Here is a 23,734-nt window from a genome sequence, read left to right as displayed (position 1 = left end):
CCGAGTCCTACGTGTGGTCGTCCGGGCGGATCTCTATGTGGTCGGCTGCCAGGTCGGCCGCGACGCGGTGCTGCATGCCGAGGGCCGCCACGAACTTCGGGGGGAGCTGGACCCGGCCGGTGCGGTCGAGCATCACGTACTCGCGCTCGCTGACGCTCTCCTGGCCGTCCTCGTCGGTGACGGTGCGCCGCAGGACCTCGCTGCTGGTGCGGCCGTCGCGGATGGCGACCGTGCGGCGGACCTCGCCGGCCACCATCGGGTCGTGGGTCACGACCACCACCGTGACGCCGAGTTCGCGGTTGACGGTGCGCAGGGCCTCGAAGACGCCGGCGGCGGTCTCGGAGTCGAGTTCGCCGGTCGGCTCGTCCGCCAGCAGGACGGCCGGGTCGTTGGCCATGGCGACGGCGATGGCGACGCGCTGCTGCTGGCCGCCGGAGAGCTGGGCGGGGCGGCGTCCGGCCAACTCGCCGATCTCCAGGGCCTCCAGGAGCTCGCCGACCCGGGCGGCCTGCTGCCGCCCGGACTTCCGGGAGCCGCCGCGCAACTGCATGGGCAGGGCCACGTTCTGGGCCGCCGTCAGGAAGGGCAGCAGGTTACGCGCGGTCTGCTGGAAGACGAAGCCGACCACCTCGCGGCGGTAGCGCAGCAGTTCCTTGCCGCCGAGGGTGAGCAGGTCGCAGCCGGCCACGGTGGCGGAGCCGGCGGTCGGGGTGTCCAGCCCGGCGAGCACGTTGAGCAGGGTGGACTTGCCGCTGCCGGACGCGCCGACCAGGGCGACCAGGTCGCCGCGGTCGACGGTCAGGTCGAGGCCCTGGAGGGCCTGGACCTCCACCTTGTCGGTGGTGAAGATCCGGACCAGCCGCTCGCAGACGATGGCGGCGTCGCCCTTGGGGGCCGCCGGGGCGGCGGCGGCCAGCGCCTTGGCCCGGAGGTCGGCCAGGCTGGGCGGTGGGGTGGTGGTCACTGGTCACCTGCTCTCAGTTCGGTGGTGATCTGGCGTCGGGCGGTGACGGCGGCCTCGGCCAGCACCGCGAGGGTGGCCAGCGCGGCCAGGCCGAGGGCCTGGGCGGCGACCGGGCCGGTGAGCAGCCGCAGGCCGGGGTCGACGGCGGTGCCGACCAGCGGGCTGAGGTCGACGGCCGGGCCGAGCAGCAGGACGGCGGCCACCGCGACCCCGGCTCCGCCGGCTGCGGCCAGCAGCACCGGGGGCAGCGATTCGGCGAGCACCAGGGCCAGGCCCTGACGCGGCATCAGGCCCATGGTGCGCAGCCGGGCGAGCAGCGCGGCCCGTTCGGGCACGGCCCGGACGAGGGTGAGCAGCACGGCGAGCACCGCGTAGAGGGCGGTGGTGGCGACGGCGGCCCAGAAGGTGCGTTCGGCGGCGGCCTGGAGCGGGTCCTCGCCGAGCGCGCGCACCGTCCCGGCGCTGGTGTGCACGCTGAAGCCGGGCTTCTGCGCGTCCGGCACCGCGGCGTCGTCGACCCGGGGGAAGCTCTTCTCGGCGAGCGCGCGCAGGGCGCCCTCGTCGACCGGGCCGGTGGCGAGCCAGCTGTTGGCCGGGCCGACCGCCGGCACGGCGGCGATCTGCACGGTCGGGATGGAGGTGCCGAGCACGGCGGGGCTCATGCCCACCGTGCCGACGGTGTGGATCCGCAGCATGCCGCCGGGCAGGTAGAGCTTGTAGTCGCCCTGCGGGATCGAGGGGCTGACCAGGGCGGGCAGCACGCCGTCCCGGGCGGGGCCGAGCAGGGCGGGGTCGAAGGTGCCGCGCCCGGCGACCGCGGCCACCTCGGCGTACGGGACGGGGTCGGCGGCCACCAGGGCGACCCGGGCCGAGCCGCCGTCCTCCGAGGTCATGGTCAGGTCGTCCTCGGTCCGCACCGGGACGGCGGTGCGGACACCGGGCAGCCGGGCGGCGGCCTCGGCGAAGCCGTCCGGGAGGGTGCCGGGCACCAGGGCCCGGACGGTGGCGTCGCCGCCGACCTGGTAGCGGGCGGAGGCGGCGCGCTCGGTGGTCACCCCCGCCAGGGCGGTGGAGCCGAAGGCGGCGCAGCCGACCGCGAGCAGCAGGGCCAGCAGGGGCAGGACCGAGGGCCGTCCGCCGGGACCGCCACGGGCGGCCCGGGCCAGGCCGAGGAAGCCCACCGCGCCGGGACGGCGGGCGGACCACCGGGCCGGCAGGCCGATCAGCAGCGGCTGGAGCCGGGCCAGCAGCACCGCGCCGGAGAGCGCGAGCAGCAGCGGGGCGGCGACCAGCAGCGGGTCGATGCCCTCGCCGACCGGGGTCACGCCCCGGCGGCGGGCCTGCGTCACGGCGGCCACCGTGGCGGCCAGGACGAGGAGTTCGGCCATCAGCCGGCGGCGGCTGCCGGGCTTCGGGGCCCGCAGGGCGAGCAGCGCCCGGACCGGGAAGGCCAGCCAGGCGAGCAGGGTGACCGTCACCGCCGCGACCAGAGCGGTGGTGTGACGGTACGTCGGGAGGAGCAGCAGGGCGGTGGCGGTGCCGAGCGCGGCGGTGGGGAGCACGGTGACGGCGCCCTCCGCGAGCAGCCGCCGGGCCAGCCCGCCGGTGCTGCCGCCGCGGGCCCGGAGCAGCCGGAGTTCGGCGCTGCGGCGGTCGGCGGCCAGCGCGGCGGCCAGGCAGAGCACCACGGCGGCCACTCCGGCGGCCCCGGCGGGGCCGACCGAGGTGAGCGTGGTGGCGGCGGTCTGCCGGGCCCGGGCCTCGTCGATCAGGGCGCGCAGCTGGGACTCCACCCGCAGGTCGGCGCGCCGGCTCTCGGAGACCACGGAGGCGGCGACCGGGCCGGAGGTGACGGTGGCCAGCGAGCCGGAGGTCTCGGCGAGCCGGTCGGCCCGCAGCGCCTCGGTGCTGACCGGCAGGCGCCAGAAGTCCATCGTGCCGGTGCCCCAGGCGCCGACCGCCTTCACGTAGTCGGGGCTGACCAGGGCGGCCGCCTGCCAGTACATGTCGTACGGCGGGGTCCGGGTGTAGGTCTGACAGGCCTTCAGCGCGCAGCCGTGGCCGATCCAGAACGGGTCCTTGGGGTCGGCGGTGAACAGCCCGGCCACCTTGACCCGGGGGGCCTCGCCGCCGAACCGCGCGTCCGCTCCGGCGTCCAGGACCTGGCCGAGGTGGATGTTCAGGGTCTTGGCGGTGGCCTCGGAGAAGACCACCGGCCAGGGCTCGCCGTCCTGCGGCCGACCGGTCGGCCACTGACCCTGCGTCAGCCGGAGGTGCTTCTCGGCCTCGTGCAGGTAGAGCAGGGTGAGCTCCGGCGGCACCCCGTCCGGAGCGGCCACCCCCGGGGTGCTGAGCCCCTGCCAGTGGACGCCGCCGGTGCCGTACACCGGGCCGCCCGGAGCGAGCGGCAGCTCGGCGCCGATCTTCTCGGTGAGCAGCTTCGCGACGGAGTCCAGCGAGGCGATCTCGTTGCCGTACCGGCCGGGAGCGCCGGCGTGCAGGCTGGTGGCGTCCTCGCCGGCACCGGCCAGGTAGCCGCGCAGCGCGCGGTCGGCGCCCCGGTCCGCGGTCAGCGGGAGGGCGGCGGCCAGGAAGGCGGTGACCAGGGCGAGCAGCGCGGTCAGCAGGGCAGCCGCGGGCATGGCCCGCAGACGGGTGCGGACCCAGGGCGCGCCGGCGGGGCGGTGCCGGGGCTCCGGCCCGTCCGGGGTGGTGGTCAGCTGAGCGGTCATGACTCCTCCGGGCGGCGCAGACCGGCGGCCGGGCCGCCTCGACGGGCGCCGCCGAGCGCGGCCGTGAGCAGCGGGAGCCCGGCGGTGGCGGCGGTCAGCGCCAGGGTGGGCCAGAGCGGCAGGCCGACCAGCACCTCGGGCAGGGGCTGCCGGGCGGCCGGGGTGAGCACCAGCAGCGGCACCACCAGCTGGACCAGGGCGGCGCCGAGCACCAGGCCGACGCCGGTGCCGAGCAGCACCAGGACGGCCTGTTCGGCCGCCACCGCCCGGGTCAGCAGCCGCCGGGGCGTGCCGAGTGCCAGCAGGACGGCGGACTCGCCGGCCCGTTCGGTGGCCGAGGCGGCGGCGGAGGCCGCGAAGCCGATCGCCGCCAGCAGCGCGGAGACCACCGCCAGCGCGGCCAGCGCGCCCTGCGGGGCGGCGCTCAGCGGATCGCGCAGCATGGCGTCGGCGCGCTCGCCGGAGAGCTCCAGCTGCTGGAGGCCGGGCCCGCCGCGCAGCGCGGCGGCGGCCACGGCCGGGGCGCGGTCGCCCGGTGCGGCGGCGGGCAGCCACCACTCCATCAGGGCGCCGGTCTCCATCCCGCGGGCGGCCAGCCGGCCGTGCACGGCCGGCAGGTCGACGGCGATCGCGGTGGCCCCGGCCACCGGCAGCGCCTCCACCGCCCGGACGACCCGCACGGGCAGCTTCACCCCGCCGACCAGGACCTCGATCCGGTCGCCGGTCTTCGCGCCGATCGAGGCCAGGTAGTCCCGGGTGGCGACGGCGGGCAGCGGCCCGTCGTCCGGGCGCCCGTCGGGCCGGGCCCCCGGCGGGGCCAGCACGACGGAGGCCAGGCCGAAGGGGGAGGCGCCGGTCGGCTGGTACCCCATCGCCAGGCCGCCCTCCGGGCCGGGCAGCACCTTGAGCGCGTCCTTCGGCGTCGACTCGCCGGGCCGGACCTCCGCCTCCTGGTGCGCCTGCCAGCCGGTGCCGGGCAGCGCCACCGGCGCGGCCGGGCCGTCGGCGGTGTCGGACACCGCGAGCCGGCGGACCGTCAGTTCGCCCTCCGGTTGGGCGTAGCTCTGGGGGAAGTTGACCAGCACGGCGGCCAGCGTGAGCGGGGTGGCGACGGAGCCGACCGGCGGGCCGGCCAGGGCGGCCAGGTCGACCCGGACGGTCCGCTCGCCGCCGGTCCCGAGCGAGGGCACCGACACCCGGTGCACCAGGCCGTACCGGTCACGGAGCATCAGCCGGAGCGAGGGGCCCTGGACCGAGTCCGGCGGGAAGGCGGTCTCCGGCATCGGGCCCAGCTTCACGTCCACGGTCAGGTCGATCCGCACCGGACTGCCCGGCAGCGGCACGCCGCCGCCGGGCGCGCCCGCCAGCGGGCCGAGCACGTCCCGGGCCGGGACGCCGTCGAACAGGTCGGGGCGGACGGGCAGTTCGCGGGCCGCCTTGGCGGTGTCGAGCAGCAGCAGCTTGCCGATCTTGCCCGCGGGCAGGCTCTGGTCCACCTGCGAGGCCGGGACGAGCCGCTCGCCGCCGGGCAGCGAGCCGTAGCGGCCGGACTGGCCGAGGACGCCGATCGCCGAACCCCAGATCCGCAGGCCGCCGCCGGTGGCGAAGTCGGCCTGGTCGTGCTGGGAGCGGCTCCAGGCGGTGTGCTGACCGAGCGCCAGCACGCCGGTGGCCACCGCCAGCACCAGCAGCAGCACCGGGCCGTTCGCCCGCCCCGGGCGGCGGGCCAGCTGCCAGCCGGCCAGCGCCGGACCGAGCCCCGTGCCGCGGGCCGCCGTCCGGGCGCCCCAGCGGGCCGCGAACGGCAGCAGCCGCAGCACCAGCAGGGTGCCCGCGCAGAGCGCCAGGGTCGGCGCCGCGACCAGCACCGGGTCGACCCCGAGCTCGCCGTCCGCGGCGGTGGACAACCCGCCGGTGCGGCCCGCCAGCTGACGGTAGGCCAGCACCGCGAGCACCAGCAGCGCCACGTCCGCGCCGGAGCGCGCGGCCGTGCTCACCACCGCCTGCCGCCGGGACCGGGTGCGCTGCGCGCCGCCCCGAGGCAGCGAGGTCAGCACCACGCCGGCCAGCGCGCAGACCAGCGCCACCGGCCAGCGCTGCCACCAGCCGGTGCTGTCCAGCGCCAGCCCCGCCAGCGCCTCCTGACGGCCCAGCAGCCGCAGCACCGGGCCCGCCAGCAGGGGGGCCAGCAGCGCGGCGGGCAGCGCGAGCAGCACCGACTCCACCGCCGTGTACCCGGCCAGCTGGGCCCGGCTGCCGCCGCGCGCGGTCAGCAGCGCGTTCTCGCCCGCGCGGCGCTCGGTCACCAGGTGCACCACCAGCAGCAGTGCCGCCACCGCCAGCACCACCAGCTGGAGCGCCCCGATCAGCAGCGTCGACCGGGCCACCAGCGCGGCCGAGCGCAGCTCGCCGACCAGATCGGCCAGGCCGGTCTCGGCCTGCAGCCCGCTGCGCTGCTGGAAGTCCTCCCGCAGCTGCGGGAGACGCTGCCGGAGCGACGCCATCCGCTCGGTGGTGACGGTGGAGAAGTCCGTGGTCAGCAGCCAGCTGCGGCCGCCCTGGTCCACCCGGCCGCCGGTGAACGCGGAGTCGTCCACCAGCATCGGCCCGTACGTGGTGAAGCCCTTGACCTGCACCTCGCGGGCGCCCAGCGGGTCCAGCCGCCAGTAGTCCGCGGAGCGGTCGGCGGCCCGGTAGACGCCGGTGACCAGCACGTCGAGCGGGACGTTGGTGTAGCGGTCGACGATGGTCAGCTTCGCGGGCAGCGCGGCGGCGTCCAGGCCCAGCCGGGGGAGCGCGCCCTGCGGCGCGGCCACCTCGACCGGGGCGCCCGGCCGCGGCGGCTGCGGCAGCCGGCCGCCGAGCAGCTCGACCCGGTCGGGGGAGAGGGCGGCCAGTACGGTCAAGTCCGGCTGCGCGTCGGCCGGTTGGGCCTGCTTGGCGGGCAGCCCGTACGCCTTGCTGCGGGCGACGCTGCGGGTGGTCACCGGCAGCCCGTCGAACACCTCGCGGCCGAACGCGGCCACCGCGGCGTCGTCCTTCTCGCGCGCACTCTGACGGTCGGTCCCCACCAGTACGGCGGCCCGGGGCTCCCCGGTCAGGGCACGGCGGAGGCCGGCCTCGCCGACCGTGCGGTCGAATGCCGCCAGCGCGGTCAGCACGGTGGTCGTGGTGAGCACCATGAGCAGGACCGCAGCGGCGAGCGGCAGCCGCCCACGCAGGCGCCGCAGAACGAACATGAACATTCCCCGTAAACCCCCGTCCCGGATAGCGGACGACTCTGTCAGAGATCGTTCGTTACGGGAAGGGTCTTGCGCGAATCGAGATGTTGATGGGCAGAATTCTTCCCTCGTCACACTCTCTGGGGGATGCCGAAATGACGGAGAACCAGTCCGGGCCCATGGTCCAGGTCTCTGACCTGCGACGGAGCTTCGGCAGCGGGGCCAATGAGGTGCATGCCCTTAGGGGCGTTTCCTTTATGGCCGAACGGGGGGAACTCACTGCCCTGAAGGGCAGGTCCGGTTCCGGTAAGACCACCCTGCTCAACCTCGTCGGCGGTCTCGACAGCGCCACCGGCGGAAGCATCGTCATCGACGGCACCGACCTCTCCGCGCTCGACGAGAACGGCCGGCTCGCCCTGCGGCGCGACCGCATCGGCTTCGTCTTCCAGTCCTTCGGCCTGCTGCCGGTGCTCACCGCCGCCGAGAACGTCGGCGTCCCGATGCGGCTGCGGCGCCTGCCCGCCGCCGAACGCGAGGAGCGCGTCCACACCCTCCTCGCCCTGGTCGGCCTGGCCGGCCACGCCGACCAGCTCCCCTCCGAACTCTCCGGCGGCCAGCAGCAGCGCGTCGCCATCGCCCGCGCCCTCGCGAACGACCCCGCCCTGATCATCGCCGACGAGCCCACCGGCCAGCTCGACTCCGAGACCGGCCTCGCCGTCATGGACCTCCTGCGCGCCGTCGTCCACTCCCAGGGCGTCACCGCCCTGGTCGCCACCCACGACCCGACCCTGATGTCCCAGGCCGACCGCGTCCTCGAACTCCACGACGGCCGCATCGTCGAACCCGCGGTGGTGGACTGACGCCGCGTGACCGACCTCAGGTAGTCGCTCCCAGGTTCCGTCCGGGGGATTCCCAGGCTCTTCAAGGCGGTGGATCATCCGATCCTCAGAACCGCAGCCCAAGGTGGGAACCCCCGGACCCCTCTCGGCAGGAGCGCAGCCTTGAACCTCTGGCACCGCCTCGGCCTGGCCGCCGCCTTCAGCCTGCTGCTCGCCGTCACGCCCGCCGCCGCGCGCAACGCGACGCCCCCGGAGACCGCCCCCACCCCGCAGGCCCTCACCGCCGCGGAGGCGGTCACCGTCCCCGAGGCCGACCCGCCCTCCTCGCCCGCCCCCGCGCCCGTGCCCTCCCCCACCCCCGCGCCGTCTCCCGCCCCCGTCGCCGTCGTGTACGGCACCACCTCCACCGCACCGTCCGGCCCCGAGGCCGACCGCGTCGGCGTCCTCTCCTCCGGCGGCCACCACTTCTGCACGGCCAGCGTCATCGACAGCCCCGGCGGCACCCTGGCCGTCACCGCCGCCCACTGCCTGGACACCGCCGAAGGCGTCACCTTCACCCCCGCCTACCGCAACGGCGAAGCCCCGTACGGCACTTGGCGCGTCACCGCCGTCCACGCCACCGAGGCCTGGCAGGACTCCGAGGACCCGGACGAGGACTTCGCCCTGCTCGAGATCGCCCCCGACCCCACCACCGGCCGCACCATCGAGTCCGTCCTCGGCGGCACCCCGGTCGACTTCGCGGCCCCCCTCGCCGCCACCGCCCGCCTCTACGGCTACCCCGCCCGCAGCGACACCCCGCTGCTCTGCACCAACACCACCACCGCCCAGTCCCCGACCCAACGCCGCATCGACTGCCCCTCCTACCCCGGCGGCACCAGCGGCGGCCCCTTCATCGACACCACCACCGGCCACCTCATCGGCATCATCGGCGGCCACCAACAGGGCGGCGACACCGAGGACACCTCCTACAGCCCCGCCCTCGGCCCCGACCTCCAGGACCTCTACCGGGAAGTCGCCGGCTGACCCCCCGTCACCGGCAGAGGAATCCGGGACACCCGCGCTGCGCGCCCCAAGGCCCGGAACATGACGAAGGCCCAGACTGACCGATGGTCAATCTGGGCCTCTGTGGCACTTCTTGCGAAGTGCCCCCGGCAGGATTCGAACCTGCGCACCCGCCTCCGGAGGGCGGTGCTCTATCCCCTGAGCTACGGGGGCCTGCTGTGTCCCCTTGTGGCGACGGAGAGAACGTTACCAGGTCGGGGGAGTGGTCCGTGCACGGGTTTGGGAGGGGGCCGGCGGAAGGTGAGACGGATGTGGGGAAAAGGCCGGACGGGCGGGTGGGTGCGCGGCTACCCTCGGTGAGGTGTCCGGAGCCTCCGGGCGGGTCCTCGTGGTGGACGACAGCGAGGTGATCCGCCAGCTGATCAGAGTCAACCTGGAGCTTGAGGGCTTCGAGGTGGTGACCGCCGCCGACGGTGCGGAGTGCCTGGAGGTGGTCCGCCGGGTGGCGCCCGACGTGGTGACGCTGGACGTGATGATGCCGAGGCTCGACGGGCTGAAGACAGCGGCCCGGCTGCGGGCGGCGCCGGCCACCGCGCGGCTGCCGATCGCGATCGTGAGCGCCTGCGCCCCGGCCGAGTTGAGGCAGGGCCAGTCGGTGGGGGTGGACGGGTACCTGGGGAAGCCCTTCGATCCGGCCGATCTGGTGGCGCTGGTGCGCCGGTTGATGGCGATGAAGGTGAGCGACCCGGGCCGGCGGCAGCGGTTCGCGCACGGGTTCGGGGAGTAGGGGAAGCAGGGCGGGGCGTTCGCCGAGAGCGAACGCGGTCGCGGCGCGCACGTCTCAACCGGCAAACCAGGTGCGGCCCCCGGCCCCCTCTCGCCTAGGCTGGGGCCCGTGACACCCGCAGATCTCTCCCAGGCAGTCCAGGCCGCAGTGAGCGCCGCCATCGAGGCGGGCGAGCTGACCGTCGCCGTGCCCGAGCACGTGACGATCGAACGGCCCAAGAACAGGGACCACGGCGACTACGCCACCAACGTGGCCCTCCAGCTCGCGAAGCCGGCCGGCAAGCCGCCGCGAGCCGTCGCGGAGGTTCTGGCCGGGCGCCTCCGAGAGATCGCCGGTGTGTCGAAGGTGGACATCGCCGGTCCGGGCTTCCTGAACATCACCCTCGACGCCGCCACCCAGGGCGAGCTGGCGCGGACCATCGTCGAGGCCGGCCCGGCGTACGGCCGCAACGACGCGCTCAAGGGCCTCAAGATCAACCTCGAGTTCGTCTCGGCGAACCCGACCGGCCCGATCCACATCGGCGGCGTCCGGTGGGCGGCCGTCGGCGACTCGCTGGCCCGGGTGCTCAAGGCGACCGGCGCCGAGGTGACCACCGAGTACTACCTCAACGACGCGGGCGTGCAGATCGGCAAGTTCGCCGCCTCGCTGCAGGCCGCCGCGAACGGCCGGCCCGCGCCGGAGGACGGCTACGTCGGCGAGTACATCGTCGACATCGCCAAGGTCCTGGTGGAGAACGTCCCCGGCGTGCTCGACCTCCCGGAGGACGAGCAGGTCCAGGTGTTCCGCACCGAGGGCCTCAAGCTGATGGTCGCCGAGATCAAGCGCTCGATGGACGAGTTCGGCACCGACTTCGACGTCTGGTTCTCCGAGAAGACCCTGCACGACTCCGGCGCGGTGGAGAAGTCCATCGAGCGGCTGCGCGAGCAGGGCCACGTCTTCGACCAGGAGGGTGCGATCTGGCTGCGCACCACCGACTTCGGCGACGACAAGGACCGCGTCCTGATCAAGGCCGACGGCGAGACCACCTACTTCGCCGCCGACGCCGCGTACTACCTGAGCAAGCGGGACCGCGGCAGCGAGGTCTCGGTCTACATGCTCGGTGCCGACCACCACGGCTACGTCAACCGCCTCAAGGCCATCGCCGCCTGCGCGGGCGACGACATGGACAAGAACATCGAGGTGATGATCGGTCAGTTCGTGAAGATGGTCCGGGACGGCCAAGAGGTCCGGATGTCCAAGCGGGCGGGCAACATCATCACGATCGACGACGTGGTCGAGTGGATCGGCGTGGACGCCGCCCGCTACTCGCTGGTGCGCTACCCCACCGACTCGACCATCACGCTCGACATCAACGTGCTGACCAGCCAGACCAACGAGAACCCGGTCTTCTACGTCCAGTACGCGCACGCCCGGATGTGCTCGGTGCAGCGCAACGCCGAGCAGAAGGGCATCACCAAGGCCGCGGCCGAGGACTTCAAGCCCGAGCTGCTCAGCACCGAGTGGGAGTCCACCCTGCTCGGCCAGCTCGGTGAGTTCCCGCGCGTGCTGGCCAAGGCTGGCGAGCACCGCGAGCCGCATCACGTCGCGCGCTACCTCGAAGAGGTGGCCCGGGACTACCACCGGTTCTACGACAACTGCCAGATCCTGCCCAAGGGCGACGAGGAGGTCACCGACCTCACGCACGCCCGCCTCTGGCTGGCCGACGCCACGCGCACGGTCATCGCCAACGGCCTGACGCTCCTGGGCGTATCGACGCCCGAGCGGATGTAGACGCACCAACCCCCGAGAATCCAGGGGGCGGTGACGGTCCGTCAGGACTCGTCACCGCCCCTCCTCGTAAGGAAAAGCAGATGAGCCGCTCCGCCCACCCCGCCGGTCCCCGCCACGGGGACGTGCTGCCCGAGGGCCACTACCTGGCGCCCCCGGCCGACCTCAACGCGCTGGACCCGAAGGTCTGGTCGTCCACTGTCGCGCGCGGCGCCGACGGCGCCGTCACCATCGGCGGGCTGGACGTGAAAGCGATCGCGGCGGAGCACGGCACCCCGGCGTACGTGATGGACGAGGCCGACTTCCGCGAGCGGGCCCGGGCCTGGCGGGACGCCTTCGGGCCCGGGGCGGACGTCTACTACGCGGGCAAGGCCTTCCTCTCCAAGGCGATCGTGCGCTGGCTGCACGAGGAGGGGCTGAACCTCGACGTGTGCAGCCCGGGCGAGCTGGCGGTGGCGCTGGCGGCCGGGATGCCGGGGGACCGGATCGCGCTGCACGGCAACAACAAGACCGTCGAGGAGCTGGAGCAGGCGCTCAAGGCCGGGATCGGCCACGTGGTGCTGGACTCCTTCCAGGAGATCGAGCGGCTGGCCGCGGTGGCCGAGCGCCTGGGCGTCCGGCAGCCGGTGCTGATCCGGGTGACGGTCGGCGTCGAGGCGCACACCCACGAGTTCATCGCCACCGCGCACGAGGACCAGAAGTTCGGCCTCTCGCTGAACGGCGGCCGGGCCGCCGAGGCGGTGCGCCGCACCCTCGCCCACCCGAGCCTGGAGCTGCGCGGCATCCACAGCCACATCGGCTCGCAGATCTTCGACACGGCCGGCTTCGAGGTGGCCGCCCGCCGGGTGGTCGGCCTGCTGGCCGAGGTCCGGGACGAGCACGGGGTGGAGCTGCCCGAGATCGACCTGGGCGGCGGCCTGGGCATCGCGTACACCAGTGAGGACGACCCGCGCACGCCGGCCGAGATCGCCGCCTCGCTGGCGGACATCGTCCGCCGGGAGTGCGCGGCCGCCGGGCTGACCGCGCCGCGCCTGAGCGTGGAGCCGGGCCGGGCGATCGTCGGGCCGACCGCGTTCACCCTGTACCGGGTCGGTACGATCAAGCCCCTCGACGGACTGCGCACCTACGTCAGCGTCGACGGCGGGATGTCGGACAACATCCGCACCGCCCTGTACGACGCCGAGTACTCGGTGGCCCTGGTCTCCCGCACCAGCGAGGCCGCGCCGATGCTGGTCCGGGTGGTCGGCAAGCACTGCGAGTCCGGCGACATCGTGGTCCGCGACGCCTTCCTGCCCGCCGACCTGGCGGACGGGGACCTGATCGCCGTCCCCGCGACCGGCGCCTACTGCCGCTCGATGGCGAGCAACTACAACCACGCCCTCAAGCCCCCCGTGCTGGCCGTCAGGGACGGCTCGGCCCGGGTGATCGTCCGGCGCGAGACGGAGGAGGATCTCCTGCGTCTCGATATCGGATAGAGAAATCCTCGTCTCAGATCCTGGACCGGCCGTAGATCCGTGCGGCTGGTCCCGGAGACTGGTACGGACCGAATACCCTGCGGGCAGCGGCAACCGCCGACCATGGAGCCCGCCGGAATCCCCGAGAAAGCAGAGCGGAGTCGGATGATGCGTACGCGCCCGCTGAAGGTGGCGTTGCTGGGCTGTGGTGTGGTGGGCTCCGAGGTGGCGCGCATCATGACGACGCACAGCGCCGACCTCGCCGCGCGGATCGGCGCTCCGGTCGAGCTCGCCGGCATCGCGGTCCGCCGGGCCGGCCGGGCCCGCGCCGGGGTCCCCGAGGAGCTGCTCACCACCGACGCCGAGGCCCTGGTCGGCCGCGGCGACATCGACGTGGTGATCGAGGTGGTCGGCGGGATCGAGCCGTCCAAGAGCCTGATCCTCAAGGCCTTCGAGAACGGCGCCTCGGTGGTCTCGGCCAACAAGGCACTGCTCGCCAAGGACGGCACCGAGCTGCACGCGGCGGCCGCCGCGGCCGGCGTGGACCTCTACTACGAGGCCGCCGTCGCCGGTGCCATCCCGCTGATCCGCCCGCTGCGCGAGTCGCTGGCCGGCGACAAGGTGAACCGGGTGCTCGGGATCGTCAACGGCACCACCAACTTCATCATGGACAAGATGGACTCCACCGGCGCCGGGTACTCCGAGGCGCTGGAGGAGGCCACCGCGCTCGGCTACGCCGAGGCCGACCCGACCGCCGACGTGGAGGGCTTCGACGCCGCCGCCAAGGCCGCGATCCTGGCCGGCATCGCCTTCCACACCGAGGTCACCGCCGCGGACGTCTACCGCGAGGGCATCACCGAGGTCACCGCCGCCGACATCGCCTCCGCCAAGGAGATGGGCTGCGTGGTCAAACTGCTGGCCATCTGCGAGCGGGCCGCCGACGGCGAGTCGGTCACCGCCCGGGTGCACCCGGCGATGATCCCGCTCAGCCACCCGCTGGCCTCGGTCCGCGAGGCGTACAACGCGGTCTTCGTGGAGGCCGAGGCGGCCGGTCGGCTGATGTTCTACGGCCCGGGCGCCGGCGGCGCGCCGACCGCCTCGGCGGTGCTCGGCGACCTGGTCGCGGTCTGCCGCAACAAGCTCAACGGGGCCACCGGCCCGGGCGACTCGGTCTACAGCCAGCTGCCGGCCAAGCCGATGGACCAGGTGATCACCCGGTACCACGTCAGCCTGGACGTGGACGACCGGGCGGGCGTGCTGGCGCAGGTCGCCACCGTCTTCGCCGACCACGGGGTCTCCATCGACACCGTCCGCCAGCAGGGCCGCAGCGTGGGCGGCGACGAAGTCGCCTCCGTTGAGGGTGGTGGCGGGCGACGGGCGGGCGACGCCTCGCTCGTCGTGGTCACCCACCGCGCCACCGACGCCGCGCTGTCGGCGACGGTCGACAAGCTCCGCGCACTCGACAGCGTGCGCGGCGTGGCCAGCATCATGCGGGTTGAAGGGGAGTAGGAAGCACCATGAACGCCGTAGTCCAGAGCGGTCACACCCACCAGTGGCGCGGGCTCATCGAGGAGTACCGCGACCGTCTGCCGGTCACCGCCGCCACCCCCGTCGTCACCCTGCTGGAGGGCGGCACGCCGCTCGTCCCGGCCCAGGTCCTCTCCGAGCGCACCGGCTGCGAGGTCTACCTCAAGGTCGAGGGCGCCAACCCGACCGGCTCCTTCAAGGACCGCGGGATGACCATGGCGATCTCCAAGGCCAAGGAGGACGGCGCCCAGGCCGTCATCTGCGCCTCCACCGGCAACACCTCGGCCTCCGCCGCGGCGTACGCGGTGCGCGCGGGCATGGTCTCCGCCGTGCTGGTGCCGCAGGGCAAGATCGCGCTCGGCAAGATGGGCCAGGCCCTGGTGCACGGCGCGAAGATCCTCCAGGTGGACGGAAACTTCGACGACTGCCTCACCCTGGCGCGTGAACTCTCCGAGAAGTACCCGGTCGCCCTGGTCAACTCGGTGAACCCGGTGCGCATCGAGGGCCAGAAGACCGCCGCCTTCGAGATCGTCGACATGCTCGGCGACGCCCCGGACATCCACGTCCTGCCGGTCGGCAACGCGGGCAACATCACCGCCTACTGGAAGGGCTACACCGAGTACGCCAAGGACGGCCTCGCCGCCCGCACCCCGCGGATGTGGGGCTTCCAGGCGTCCGGCTCGGCCCCCATCGTGGACGGCGCCCCGGTGCTCAAGCCGCAGACCATCGCCACCGCGATCCGGATCGGCAACCCGGCCTCCTGGGACTACGCGCTGGCCGCCCGGGACGACTCCGGCGGCCTCATCGACAAGGTGACGGACCGTCAGATCCTGTCCGCCTACCGGCTGCTGGCCTCCCAGGAGGGCGTCTTCGTGGAGCCCGCCTCGGCCGCCTCGGTGGCCGGCCTGCTGGCCAAGGCGGAGGCCGGCCTGGTCGACCCGGGCCAGCGGATCGTCTGCACCGTGACCGGCAACGGCCTCAAGGACCCGGACTGGGCGGTGGCCGGCGCGCCGCAGCCGCAGATCGTCCCGATCGACCCCGAGGCGGCCGCCCGCCGTCTGGGGCTGCTGGACTGACGCCGCGTCAACGGACGGGCCGCCCCTTTCGGGGGGTGGCCCGTCCGCGTCGTCGACGGGCTCCCGCACCTGATCGCGTGCCGTCAGGAACGGCACGCTTTCCGGCCAGATCCGGCAACACGGCAGATCGGAGGGGTGCGGGGTGTACCGCTGTGGAACCTCTCTTCGATAGTCTGGATCCAGCGGGCCGTGCCGCGTGCGGACGCGCCGCCCGCCGGGGGCGCCGACCTCAGGCCCCGCACACGTACCACCGCAGGCCCGCCCCCCAACCGGGCCGTCATCCCTCAGGAGAGTCCCACCACCATGGCTGGTCCCGCGTTCCGTGCTGCCGCCGTCCGGGTCCGGGTCCCCGCGACCAGTGCCAACCTCGGCCCCGGTTTCGACGCCTTCGGACTCGCCCTCGGCCTGTACGACGACGTGGTGGTCCGGGTGGCCGACAGCGGCCTCTCGGTGGACATCGCGGGCGAGGGGGCGGACTCCCTGCCGCGCGACGAACGGCACCTGATGGTCCGTTCGATGCGCGCCGCCTTCGACCGCCTCGGCGGCCAGCCGCGCGGCCTGGAGGTCGTCTGCGCCAACCGGATACCGCACGGCCGGGGCCTCGGCTCCTCCTCCGCGGCCATCTGCGCGGGCATCGTGGCCGCCCGGGCCGTCACCATCGGCGGCCCGTCCGCCCTGGACGACGACGCCCTGCTGGCCCTCGCCTCCGAGCTGGAGGGCCACCCCGACAACGTCGCGGCCTGCCTGCGCGGCGGCTTCACCATCGCCTGGACGGACGAGGAGTCGGCCAAGGCCGTCCGCCTGGAGCCGTCCTCCCGGGTCGTCCCGGTGGTCTTCATCCCCTCCACCGAGGTGCTCACCGAGACCGCCCGCGGCCTGCTGCCCAAGACCGTCCCGCTCGGTGACGCGGCCGTCAACGCGGGCCGCGCGGCCCTGCTCGTCGAGGCCCTGACGAACCGTCCGGAACTGCTGCTCGCCGCCACCGAGGACCGCCTGCACCAGGACTACCGCGCCTCCGCCATGCCCGGCAGCGCCGCCCTGGTGGGCGCCCTGCGCGCCGAGGGCGTGCCCGCCGTCATCTCCGGAGCCGGCCCCACGGTGCTGGCGCTGGCGGACGAGGCCGGAGCCGAGAAGCTGCTCTCCTTCGCGGGCCCGGACTTCGCCGCGCACCGGCTGGACCTGGACGCCACCGGCGCCCAGGTGCTCCCGCTGGACGGCTGAGCGGTTCGCCCGCGCGGACACGATTGACGAGAACAGGGCCGGGGAATGTGTCAGGGGGTCGGTAGTGTTAACCTCATTGCTGCACCAGATGCCCTCCGGGGTGCGGTGCGCCGCGTCCCGATCCCGCCCTCCCACAGCTGCGGCCAGTCCGCACGAGTGGGGCCGTGGCCGAACGGGACCACGATCCTCCGGGACCCCTCCGCAGCGCGTACGCAGCCTGCCTGCGCGGATGCGGCCGTATCCCGAAGCCGTGACGGCACCTGACTCCCTCCCGCGGCCTCCCACGTAGCACCGCGCCCGGATGGGGCCCGGTCGCCGTGACGCGACGGGGGCCCGGGAATCGCGGGCAGCGGGGTCGGCACGAAGCCCGGCCCGCGCCACTTCGCACCACCGTGCACATCGCAGCTCTTCCCCGATTGGCAGAGCCATTCGGGGGATCACCGCCTCGGACCGACGCAGTCGAGCGTTGGTCAGGACAGCACAACCGGTCGCCGAGCCAGACAGGCCGACGTCCGCTCCAGGGAAGGACCCTTAGTGAGCGACTCCACCGATCTGATGGGCGCGCGCCCGGACGCCGAGGCGTCGGACGCGGCCAACGCCCCCGCGGCCCCGGCGCGGCGCCGTCGTACCGCCGCCGCGGGCCTGGACGGCCTGGTCCTGGCCGAGCTGCAGAAGCTCGCCTCGACCCTCGGGATCAGCGGTACCGGACGCCTCCGCAAGAGCCAGCTGATCGAGGCCATCAAGGAGAAGAGCGGCGGAGACCCGCTGCTCGCCGGTGCCGCCGCGCCCGCCGCCGCGCCGGCCAAGCGGACCACCAAGGCCGCCGCCGCTGCCGAGGCGCCCGCCGCCGAGGCCGCTCCGGCCGCCGAGCAGGCTCCGCCGCGGGCCGCCCGCCGCACGGCCAAGGCCGCCGCCGCGGCTCCGGCCGCCGAGCCGCAGGCCCAGATCGAGATCCCGGTGCAGGCCGCCGCCGAGACCGGTGCCGCCCCGGCCCGGACCGAGCGCACCCGCCGCCGGGCCACCTCGGCCGCCGGCGCTCCGGCCGCCGAGGCCGCCGAGTCCGGCACCGTGGTCGCCGAGGCCCGGACCGAGACCCGCACCGCCGACGGCGAGGCGCGCACCGAGACCCGCCGCGACCGCCGTGACCGGCGCGACCGCCGCGAGGGCGGCGAGCGCACCGAGGTGGCCGAGGGCCAGGACGGCGAGGGCCGCGAGTCCCGCCGCGAGCGCCGCAACCGCCGGGACCGCGCCGAGCGCGGTGACCGCCAGCAGGGCGGCCAGCAGACCCAGCAGCAGGAGGGCGGCCAGCAGCAGAGCCGTCAGCCCGTCGCGCCGCAGCAGTCGCAGCCGCAGGCCGCCCAGGGCGGCTTCGACGACGACGAGTTCGGCGACGGCCGCCGCGGCCGCCGGGGCCGTTACCGCGACCGCCGCGGCCGCAGCGGCCGCCGCGACGGCTTCGAGGCCGGCCCGGCCGAGGTGCAGGTCAACGACGACGACGTCCTGATCCCGGTCGCGGGCATCCTGGACATCCTCGACAACTACGCCTTCGTCCGGACCTCCGGCTACCTGCCGGGGCAGAACGACGTCTACGTCTCGCTCGCCCAGGTCCGCAAGAACGGCCTGCGCAAGGGTGACGCCATCACCGGTGCGGTGCGCCAGCCGCGCGACGGCGAGCGCCGCGAGAAGTTCAACGCCATGGTGCGGCTGGACTCCGTCAACGGCACCGACCCGGACCAGGCGCGCAACCGCCCGGAGTTCGGCAAGCTGACCCCGCTCTACCCGCAGGAGCGCCTGCGGCTGGAGACCGACCCGGGCATCCTGACCACCCGGATCATCGACCTGGTCTCGCCCATCGGCAAGGGCCAGCGCGGTCTGATCGTCGCCCCGCCGAAGACCGGCAAGACGATGATCATGCAGTCGATCGCCAACGCGATCACCACCAACAACCCCGAGTGCCACCTGATGGTCGTCCTGGTCGACGAGCGTCCGGAAGAGGTCACCGACATGCAGCGGTCGGTCAAGGGCGAGGTCATCTCCTCGACCTTCGACCGCCCGGCCGAGGACCACACCGTCGTCGCCGAGCTGGCCATCGAGCGCGCCAAGCGCCTGGTCGAGCTGGGCCACGACGTGGTCATCCTGCTGGACTCGATCACCCGCCTCGGCCGCGCCTACAACCTGGCGGCGCCGGCCTCCGGCCGCATCCTGTCCGGTGGTGTCGACTCGACCGCGCTCTACCCGCCGAAGAAGTTCTTCGGCGCCGCGCGCAACATCGAGAACGGCGGCTCGCTGACCATCCTCGCCACCGCCCTGGTGGAGACCGGCTCGCGCGCCGACGAGGTCGTCTTCGAGGAGTTCAAGGGCACCGGCAACATGGAGCTCCGGCTCGACCGCAAGCTCTCGGACAAGCGCATCTTCCCGGCCGTGGACGTGGACGCCTCCAGCACCCGCAAGGACGAGATCCTGCTGGGCAGCGAGGAGCTCGCGATCACCTGGAAGCTCCGCCGCGTGCTGCACGCGCTCGACTCGCAGCAGGCCATGGAGCTGCTGCTGGACAAGCTCAAGCAGACCAAGAGCAACGCCGAGTTCCTGATGCAGATCGCCAAGAGCACGCCGGGCTCCGGCGACTGACGATCCGCACTCCGAGGACCCCGGGACGCAACCGCGACCCGGGGTCCTCGCGTCTTCTCAGGCAGTTCTAAGAAAGGGACTTATCGGTATTCGGTTCGCTTATGCTCGGATTGAGGTCATACCGACCAGAGCCCCCCTGAGAGTGAGGACGAGAGGCGATATGGCCGAGCACCGACGCAGGGTCGTCTCCCGCAAGGTCCGACTACGACGGACCGTGGTGTGCAGCGTCGCGGGGCTGCTGGTGCTGGGCGGCGGCGCCGCCGGGTACGCGTACTGGAAGCTGAACGGGAACATCAAGGGCGTCGACATCAACGCCCAGCTGGGCGCCTCCCGCCCGCCCGCCTCGACCGACGGCTCCTTCAACGTCCTGGTGCTGGGCTCCGACTCCCGGGGCGGCGCCAACGGGAACCTCGCGGGCGGGAACACGGACGGCACCGCCCGTTCCGACACCGCGATGGTGGTCCACGTCAACCAGGACCACACCGCCGGGCAGGTGGTCTCGATACCCAGGGACACCCTGGTGTCCCGCCCCGCCTGCACCGCCAAGGACGGCAAGACCGTCCCCGCCGCGAAGAGCGCGATGTTCAACTCCGCCTTCGAGGCGGGCGGCCCGGCCTGCGCGGTGAAGACCACCGAGCAGCTCACCGGGCTGCGGATGAACCACTACGTCGAGATCGACTTCGCCGGCTTCGCGGGCCTGATCGACGCGATCGGCGGGGTGGACGTGACCACCACGGTGCCGATCGACGACAAGGACAGCGGCCTGCACCTGGAGGCCGGTGCCCACCACCTGGGCGGCGAGCAGGCGCTGGCCTTCGTCCGCACCCGGCACGGGGTCGGCGACGGCAGTGACCTGGGCCGGATCGAGCTGCAGAAGCAGATGGTGAAGTCGATCCTCGCCCAGACCAAGAGCCTGGGGCTGACCACCAACCCGGCCAAGCTGTTCTCGGTGGCGGACAAGCTCACCAAGTCCGTCACCACCGACTCCGACCTGGCCTCGGTGAGCGCGCTGACGGGCCTGGCCGAGAGCCTCAAGGGCATCGGCCCGGACGAGCTGAGCATGGTCACCCTGCCGGTCGTCACCGCCCCCAGCGACCCGAACCGGGTGATCCCGGCCGAGCCCCGGGCCGCCCAGCTCTGGACGGCGCTGAAGAACGACCAGCCGGTGCCCGCGTCGGTCCTGGCCGAGCAGCCCGCCAACCCGGCCCAGGCCACCCCGTCCGCGACCCCCAAGGCCTCCCGGGCCAAGCGCTGAGGCCTTCCCGGCGGAGCCGGAATACCCGGGGGTGCAACCCGGTTTGGGAAGATGCGCCCAGTCCTGGCAGACTGGTCCGTCGGTCCCGGTTCACGTGCGGCTGTCAGCCGCCGACCCGGTGCCCTCCCGATCACTAGGAGATCCCCTTGAAGCCCAACGTTCACCCCGAGTACGTGGTCACGCACGTCACCTGCACCTGTGGCAACGAGTTCACCACTCGTTCGACCGAGACTTCCGGCGTCATTCGCGCCGAGGTCTGCTCCGCGTGCCACCCGTTCTACACCGGCAAGCAGAAGATCCTGGACACCGGTGGCCGTGTCGCCCGCTTCGAGGCCCGCTTCGGCAAGAAGCTCTCGGTCAAGCAGGACGACTAGCGTCCGTACGGCGCCGGTTCCGGTCGCGCCCCTTCGGGGGTGCGTCCGGACCGGCGCCGTTCGCGTCCCTCCCCTTCTCGCAGCATCCCCCACCACCCGGAAGTAGGCCCACCCGATGTTCGAGGCAGTCGAAGAGCTCCTCGTCGAGCACGCCGGCCTCGAGGCGAGGCTGGCCGACCCCGCCGTCCACGCCGACCAGGCCAACGCCCGCAAGCTGGCCAAGCGGTACGCCGAGCTGACCCCGATCACCCGGACGTACCTGGCCTGGAGGCAGGCCGGCGAGGACATCGTCGCGGCCCGTGAACTGGCCGCCGAGGACTCGGACTTCATCGCCGAGGTGAAGGCGTCCGAGGTCCGCCAGGGCGAGCTGACGGAGGAGCTGCGGCTGCTGCTGGTGCCGCGCGACCCCAATGACGACAAGGACGTCATCCTGGAGGTCAAGGCCGGCGAGGGCGGCGAGGAGTCCGCGCTGTTCGCCGGGGACCTGCTCCGGATGTACCTGCGGTTCGCCGAGCGGGTCGGCTGGAAGACCGAGATCATCGACGCCAACGAGTCCGACCTCGGCGGCTACAAGGACGTCTCGGTCGCCGTGAAGACCAAGGGGAACGCCGAGCCCGGCCAGGGCGTCTGGGCCCGGCTCAAGTACGAGGGCGGCGTGCACCGGGTGCAGCGCGTCCCGGCCACAGAGTCGCAGGGCCGCATCCACACCTCGGCGGCGGGCGTGCTGGTCACCCCGGAGGCCGAGGAGGTCGAGGTGGAGATCCACGCCAACGACCTGCGGATCGACGTCTACCGCTCCTCCGGCCCGGGCGGGCAGTCCGTCAACACCACCGACTCGGCGGTCCGGATCACCCACCTGCCGACCGGTATCGTGGCGTCCTGCCAGAACGAGAAGAGCCAGCTGCAGAACAAGGAGCAGGCCATGCGCATCCTGCGTTCGCGGCTGCTCGCCGCCGCGCAGGAGGCGGCCGAGCAGGAGGCCTCGGACGCCCGGCGCAGCCAGGTCCGCACGGTGGACCGCTCGGAGCGCATCCGGACGTACAACTTCCCGGAGAACCGCATCTCGGACCACCGCACCGGCTTCAAGTCGTACAACCTGGACCAGGTGCTGGACGGCGAGCTCAACGCGGTGATCCAGTCCTGCGTGGACGCCGACGCGGCGGCCAAGCTGGCCGCCGCGCAGGAGAACTGACCCGAGGGGTGTGGACGGATGAACCTGCTGCTCGCCGAGGTGGCCCAGGCCACCCAGCGGTTGGCCGCGGCCGGGGTGCCGTCGCCGCGCTTCGACGCGGAGGAGCTCGCCGCCCACGTCCACAACGTCAAGCGCAGCCAGCTGCACACGGTGAAGGACGGCGACTTCGACGCCCGGTACTGGGAGGCCGTCTCGCGCCGTGAGGCGCGCGAGCCGCTCCAGCACATCACCGGGCGGGCGTTCTTCCGCTACCTGGAGCTGGAGGTCGGCCCCGGGGTGTTCGTGCCCCGGCCGGAGACCGAGACCGTGGTCGAGTGGGCCATAGACGCCGTCCGCGACATGGACGTGGCCGAGCCGCTGGTGGTCGACCTGTGCACCGGCTCCGGCGCCATCGCGCTCGCCCTGGCGCAGGAGCTGCCGCGCTCCACCGTGCACGCCTTCGAGCTGGACGAGGGCGCGCTCGCCTACACCCGGCGCAACGTCGAGGCCAGCTCCGACCGGGCCCGCGTGGTGCTGCACCAGGGCGACGCCACCCGCGCCTTCGAGGACGACCGCTCCTGGGACGGCCGCTTCGACCTGGTGATCTCCAACCCGCCGTACATCCCGCTCACCGAGTGGGAGTACGTCGCACCCGAGGCCCGCGACCACGACCCGCAGATGGCGCTGTTCTCCGGCGAGGACGGCCTGGACGCGATCCGCGGCATCGAGCGGGTGGCCGCCCGCCTGCTGCGGCCCGGGGGAGTGGTGGTCATCGAGCACGCCGACACCCAGGGCGGCCAGGTGCCGTGGGTGTTCCGCGAGGAGAGCGGCTGGACCGACGCCGCCGACCACCGGGACCTCAACAACCGGCCACGCTTCACAACAGCCCGAAGGGCGTCGTTGTGACAGTCGGGCACAGCACAACAGCCCGAAGGGCGTCGTTGTGACCATCGAGCACGGCACCACGGCCCGCAAGGCCTCGCTGTGACGCCGCTTTTGACGACCTGTCAGCTTTCCGAGAGGGGACCGCACCGATGAGCCGCCGCTACGACTGCGCAGACGCAGCCGACCGCGAGACCGGGCTGCGCGAGGCCGCTTCGGCGGTCCGCCGGGGCGAGCTGGTGGTGCTGCCGACCGACACGCTCTACGGCATCGGCGCGGACGCCTTCAGCCCGGAGGCGGTCTCGCACCTGCTGGACGCCAAGGGCCGCGGCCGGAACATGCCCTCCCCGGTGCTGGTCGGCTCGCCGACCACGCTGCACGGGCTGGTCACCGACTTCTCCGAGCAGGCCTGGGAGCTGGTCGACGCGTTCTGGCCGGGCGGGCTGACCCTGGTCGCCAAGCACCAGCCCTCGCTGCGCTGGGACCTGGGCGACACCCGGGGCACGGTGGCCGTCCGGATGCCGCTGCACCCCGTCGCGCTGGAGCTGCTGAACAACGTCGGCCCGATGGCCGTCTCCAGCGCCAACAAGACCGGCGGCCCCTCGCCGTCCACCTGCGACGACGCCTACAACCAGCTCGGCGACTCGGTCGCCGTCTACCTGGACGGCGGCAACGCCGACTTCGGCCAGGCGTCCAGCATCGTCGACGTCACGGGCAAGGTCCCGGTCCTGCTGCGGGCCGGCGCGATCAGCGCCGAGCAGCTGAGGGAGGTCGTCCCCGACCTGGAGGCCGGCAGTTGACAGCGGCCTCGCTGTACGGGGCCGACGCCGCCAT

General features: G+C 73.6%; 17 protein-coding genes and 1 tRNA gene. 14 read left to right on the top strand and 4 right to left on the bottom strand.

What is annotated here, in order from left to right:
- Positions 1–7 precede the first annotated feature (7 nt).
- From ACWCYY_RS09550 to ACWCYY_RS09540, 3 genes are read right to left on the bottom strand one after another with little or no spacing between them, the layout of a single operon-like run.
- A complete protein-coding gene (locus tag ACWCYY_RS09550; RefSeq protein ID WP_380150122.1) occupies positions 8–964 on the bottom strand; it encodes an ABC transporter ATP-binding protein in 957 nt (318 codons plus the stop codon).
- Positions 961–3,696: a hypothetical protein gene (locus ACWCYY_RS09545; RefSeq protein WP_345290085.1), complete on the bottom strand. Its 2,736-nt coding sequence runs from the start codon at positions 3,694–3,696 to the stop codon at positions 961–963. The genes ACWCYY_RS09550 and ACWCYY_RS09545 overlap by 4 nt, the downstream gene beginning before the upstream one ends.
- Positions 3,693–6,935, bottom strand: coding sequence for an FtsX-like permease family protein (locus tag ACWCYY_RS09540; protein WP_449795591.1), 3,243 nt, complete (start codon positions 6,933–6,935; stop codon positions 3,693–3,695). The genes ACWCYY_RS09545 and ACWCYY_RS09540 overlap by 4 nt, the downstream gene beginning before the upstream one ends.
- Positions 6,936–7,072: 137 nt before the next feature.
- Here ACWCYY_RS09540 and ACWCYY_RS09535 point away from each other — a divergent pair, with 137 nt between their 5' ends.
- The gene (locus tag ACWCYY_RS09535; RefSeq protein WP_345290087.1) at positions 7,073–7,777 is read left to right on the top strand and encodes an ABC transporter ATP-binding protein; all 705 of its coding nucleotides are present in this window, start codon (positions 7,073–7,075) and stop codon (positions 7,775–7,777) included.
- Positions 7,778–7,918: 141 nt separating this feature from the next.
- A complete protein-coding gene (locus ACWCYY_RS09530; protein ID WP_449795590.1) occupies positions 7,919–8,779 on the top strand; it encodes a trypsin-like serine peptidase in 861 nt (286 codons plus the stop codon).
- Between the two features lie 120 nt (positions 8,780–8,899).
- On the opposite strand, the gene ACWCYY_RS09525 is transcribed toward ACWCYY_RS09530, so the two are convergent.
- Positions 8,900–8,971: transfer RNA gene (locus ACWCYY_RS09525), tRNA-Arg, on the bottom strand.
- A gap of 148 nt (positions 8,972–9,119) precedes the next feature.
- Between ACWCYY_RS09525 and ACWCYY_RS09520 the strand changes: the two genes are divergently transcribed.
- The 12 genes from ACWCYY_RS09520 (at position 9,120) to ACWCYY_RS09465 (ending at position 23,700) form a co-directional block, all read left to right on the top strand.
- Positions 9,120–9,545 (top strand): response regulator, encoded by a 426-nt coding sequence (locus tag ACWCYY_RS09520; RefSeq protein ID WP_345290089.1) that lies wholly within the window; start codon positions 9,120–9,122, stop codon positions 9,543–9,545.
- Between the two features lie 108 nt (positions 9,546–9,653).
- Positions 9,654–11,315 (top strand): arginine--tRNA ligase, encoded by a 1,662-nt coding sequence (gene argS, locus ACWCYY_RS09515; protein WP_449795589.1) that lies wholly within the window; start codon positions 9,654–9,656, stop codon positions 11,313–11,315.
- A gap of 80 nt (positions 11,316–11,395) precedes the next feature.
- Positions 11,396–12,787, top strand: coding sequence for a diaminopimelate decarboxylase (lysA, locus tag ACWCYY_RS09510; RefSeq protein ID WP_449795588.1), 1,392 nt, complete (start codon positions 11,396–11,398; stop codon positions 12,785–12,787).
- Between the two features lie 147 nt (positions 12,788–12,934).
- The gene (locus ACWCYY_RS09505; RefSeq protein ID WP_345290249.1) at positions 12,935–14,275 is read left to right on the top strand and encodes a homoserine dehydrogenase; all 1,341 of its coding nucleotides are present in this window, start codon (positions 12,935–12,937) and stop codon (positions 14,273–14,275) included.
- Positions 14,276–14,283: 8 nt separating this feature from the next.
- Complete coding sequence (gene thrC, locus ACWCYY_RS09500; protein WP_345290093.1) at positions 14,284–15,369, top strand: threonine synthase; 1,086 nt, start codon at positions 14,284–14,286, stop codon at positions 15,367–15,369.
- A gap of 303 nt (positions 15,370–15,672) precedes the next feature.
- Positions 15,673–16,590: a homoserine kinase gene (thrB, locus tag ACWCYY_RS09495; RefSeq protein WP_345290094.1), complete on the top strand. Its 918-nt coding sequence runs from the start codon at positions 15,673–15,675 to the stop codon at positions 16,588–16,590.
- 534 nt (positions 16,591–17,124) lie between these two features.
- Positions 17,125–19,218 (top strand): transcription termination factor Rho, encoded by a 2,094-nt coding sequence (gene rho / locus ACWCYY_RS09490; RefSeq protein WP_449795587.1) that lies wholly within the window; start codon positions 17,125–17,127, stop codon positions 19,216–19,218.
- Between the two features lie 160 nt (positions 19,219–19,378).
- Positions 19,379–20,473 (top strand): LCP family protein, encoded by a 1,095-nt coding sequence (locus ACWCYY_RS09485; protein ID WP_449795586.1) that lies wholly within the window; start codon positions 19,379–19,381, stop codon positions 20,471–20,473.
- Between the two features lie 146 nt (positions 20,474–20,619).
- The gene (gene rpmE / locus ACWCYY_RS09480) at positions 20,620–20,847 is read left to right on the top strand and encodes a 50S ribosomal protein L31 (RefSeq protein ID WP_345290098.1); all 228 of its coding nucleotides are present in this window, start codon (positions 20,620–20,622) and stop codon (positions 20,845–20,847) included.
- 115 nt (positions 20,848–20,962) lie between these two features.
- Positions 20,963–22,039: a peptide chain release factor 1 gene (gene prfA, locus ACWCYY_RS09475; RefSeq protein WP_345290099.1), complete on the top strand. Its 1,077-nt coding sequence runs from the start codon at positions 20,963–20,965 to the stop codon at positions 22,037–22,039.
- Between the two features lie 18 nt (positions 22,040–22,057).
- Complete coding sequence (prmC, locus tag ACWCYY_RS09470) at positions 22,058–22,924, top strand: peptide chain release factor N(5)-glutamine methyltransferase (RefSeq protein ID WP_345290100.1); 867 nt, start codon at positions 22,058–22,060, stop codon at positions 22,922–22,924.
- 128 nt (positions 22,925–23,052) lie between these two features.
- Positions 23,053–23,700 (top strand): L-threonylcarbamoyladenylate synthase, encoded by a 648-nt coding sequence (locus tag ACWCYY_RS09465; RefSeq protein ID WP_345290101.1) that lies wholly within the window; start codon positions 23,053–23,055, stop codon positions 23,698–23,700.
- Positions 23,701–23,734: the final 34 nt, after the last annotated feature.

Source organism: Kitasatospora sp. NPDC001664 (genome assembly GCF_053596675.1).
Note: the sequence above shows the minus strand (reverse complement) of the source record. Positions and strands in the feature narration are given on the sequence as shown.